Origin of the sequence: [Phormidium] sp. LEGE 05292 (assembly GCF_015207735.1) — a bacterium.
In the GTDB taxonomy this organism is placed as follows: domain Bacteria; phylum Cyanobacteriota; class Cyanobacteriia; order Cyanobacteriales; family Aerosakkonemataceae; genus Floridanema.
The window spans coordinates 1-1,961 of sequence record NZ_JADEWG010000318.1 but is presented as its reverse complement, the minus strand read 5'-3'; the positions used below and the strand labels follow the sequence as shown (position 1 = coordinate 1,961).

Annotated in this window: 2 protein-coding genes; both read right to left on the bottom strand. The window is 40.5% G+C overall.

The window, feature by feature from the left end; all coding sequences use genetic code 11:
* A partial coding sequence (locus tag IQ264_RS32305; RefSeq protein WP_193986836.1) for a DUF4158 domain-containing protein occupies positions 1 to 1,390 on the bottom strand: 1,390 nt, incomplete at its 3' end.
* A gap of 65 nt (positions 1,391 to 1,455) precedes the next feature.
* The coding region (locus tag IQ264_RS32300; RefSeq protein ID WP_322744851.1) for a helix-turn-helix domain-containing protein at positions 1,456 to 1,961 on the bottom strand (506 nt) is incomplete at its 5' end.

Here is a 1,961-nt window from a genome sequence, read left to right as displayed (position 1 = left end):
ATGCCTGAAGTACGCTAATCTCATAATTAACGCGATTGATTTTCTCCCCTCCAGAAGCGTCCACTTCTACGACAATTTCCCGCCAGCTATTTTTGAGTACTCCATCTATGAGAACTTCATCTTCTGGGGAATAATAATGTTGAGAACTCCCCGTATATTTCTTAATTAAGTCTAGCGCCTTAATCACAGGTTGGTAAAGTTCATTATTCGAGCGAAACTCTAAAGCTAAGAGAATTTGTGGCACCATCCGGCGGTAATGGTGTAAATAAGAAGCTCGCATTACCGTGTAAACTCTTTCTCGGTAAGTAGGGCCGCTCGACTTAAATTCTTTCACTAAATTCTTTAAGGTAGATGGACTGACCACTGGATAAATGACATCTTTAACTGGTTCCTCTGGATGTTCTAAAGAAGCCGTTGCCATGCGAAATAAAATGTTATTCTTCCCACTGACTCGCTTGAAATCGGCAATTAATTCCTTATCTACCTTTCGTTCAGCACGAACACCAATGCGATGTACGATTTGAATTAATAATTCAACTAAACTGTCTGTAATTTCTTGACTTCTTTGCCAACAAAATGCGGCAACTAGTGTGTAACGAATCGGGTCGGGATGCCGACGTAATTCCCTTGGTGGTTCAGCCGAAGCCCGTTGTCTATAATGATGTATAATTTTTGGCGAGACATTAGCAAATAAATTTTCTGATAATCCCAATTGCCGAATAGTTTCTAATTTCTCAATCTCTTTGAGTAAACTATCCAGACCTACACGACCTGGGTCAGCTTTCAGATTATTAAAATCAAATGGCTGAGATTCGGTAGATTCTTCTAAAGCTTTATCTTTATTTAAAATCCCATCGATTTTCGTTTTAGTTTCTTCTGAAATCTGAGCGGATGTGGTAGCACAAAAGTTTTGTTCTTCTGTATGAAGTGCAGAGCGAATTAACCTTTCAATTCGGTCACTAGTGGGGGGTTCAATTTTTAATTCTCGTAACCGTTGATATACAGTTTCAGTTAAATGCTGTTGGTTGCGGTCATAGATTAGTACTTTTTCGATTAACCATTCATTTAAAGAATGGAAATCGGCAACTGTGGCTTCTCTAAACCCATAAAAAGCACGAATTTGTGCCCGATGATATTCAATTGTACGTCCACTCCACTTATATTCACGCCATTGGGAAGCTGACACTTCCACTTGAAGTGCTACGTAGGAGACAACGGATTTAGGAATTTCTTGCTTTTTTACAGGGAACCGAGCATCTTGAGAAAAACATTTGAGTAAAACCGCGAACCCAAGCCGACTAGCTCCAGTTTTATTCGCCAGTAGTGTCCTTTCTTCCTCAAGCAGGGTGAAATGTTCAATTAATTCTTCTGACTCCCACTGGCGTTTCACGTAGATTACTCCCTTACATCAACAGAATTCTAGTATGACGACAAAACTGACCCCCATATCCGCTTTTAGGACTTGTTTTGGCTCAATTGTGCGTAAGGAGTGCCACAGTGAGGACAAAATTTATGTTTAAACGATGCGATGGGTTCGCCGCATCTGATGCAACAGCAACGTAGTTGAGTGCCACAAAGTAAACAATACTTAGCTCTTGGCAATGTCCATGAGGGGTCTGGGTTATTACCTCCTTTCCAGCATTGGGGACAGTATTGTTTCTTTTGTACGCCTTCTACGGGTTGTCCAGAGACGACAGCATCGAGGTATTCTTCTGGGATATTGAAGGCGATGGCTAACCCTTTTTTGGTTTTTTCATTAAGTCGAGTAGTTTTACCACGTTCCAATTTTCCCAGGCTTTGAAGATGAATACCTGCGGCAGAAGAAACTTGTTGTTGGCTCATTTTCAAGCTCTTTCGCAATCTTTTGATGTAATGGTCGAGAGATTCTTGCGGTTCAGGAGCGGTTAGAGAGTCAAAAGTATACATAAAAATCTGTAAACTTTTCCTGAGATAAAGTGTTT